At 69.1% G+C, this 741-nt stretch carries 2 protein-coding genes; both read left to right on the top strand.

Going from position 1 to position 741, the window contains the following annotated elements; translation table 11 throughout:
- Nucleotides 1–307, top strand: a 307-nt coding sequence (locus tag Vgi01_RS30340; RefSeq protein ID WP_102661107.1) for a WXG100 family type VII secretion target, incomplete at its 5' end; no start/stop codon positions are given.
- Between the two features lie 86 nt (nucleotides 308–393).
- Nucleotides 394–741 (top strand): hypothetical protein (locus tag Vgi01_RS30335; protein ID WP_204293348.1); only part of this gene is annotated, 348 nt, incomplete at its 3' end.

Below are 741 nucleotides of genomic sequence, written 5' to 3'. Positions count from 1 at the left end.
GGAGCGGAACGTGGCCACGTACCACATCGTCAGCGAGGACATGCAGGAGTCTTCGACCTGGCTGAAGCAGAACATGCAGACGCTGTTGGACGGGATGAACCAGGCCAAGAGCAAGATCGACACGCTGATCCAGGGTGGCTACAACACCCCGGCCGCTCAGCAGAAGTTCGGGCCGTACTTCGACGAGTACAAGGGCAGCGTCGACCAGACCCTGAACGGCATGGAGGGCATCAGCCAGTACCTGACGCAGGTCAGCGACGCGTTCTCCGAGACGGACAACCAGACCGGGGCCAGCCTCGGCCGCTGAACGACCGGACGGGCCCGGGCCGCGTGGTGAGCGGATCACCGCGCGGCCCCGCCCGTCCCGACGGACCACCCGACCAGGAGACCCTCGTGCGCCTGCAGCTCACCGTTGCGGATCCGTCCACCGCCGTCATCGAATACCAGGTCGAGGCGGCCCCCGAGAACACCGTGGGGGAACTCGCCGAGGCGCTCGCCGCGCGGCGGCCGGAGCCCACCGGCACACCACCGGCGATCTTCGTCGCCGGTGCGACCTATCAGCTCGACCTCGGTGAGCACACCATTGGCACCGCGAGCGTCAGCCGGGTCGGCCTCACGGACCCTTCGCTCGCCCCGGTGATGGCGTCGGTCCGGGTCCTGCCGGACGGCAGGTGCCGGTTGCGGCCGGAGCAACCCGGCCTCCTGCTCGACCGGGTCGAACTCGACGGGGAACAGGCGTGG

The organism is Micromonospora gifhornensis (assembly GCF_016863515.1).
Taxonomy (GTDB): Bacteria; Actinomycetota; Actinomycetes; order Mycobacteriales; family Micromonosporaceae; genus Micromonospora; species Micromonospora gifhornensis.
Note: the sequence above shows the minus strand (reverse complement) of the source record. Positions and strands in the feature narration are given on the sequence as shown.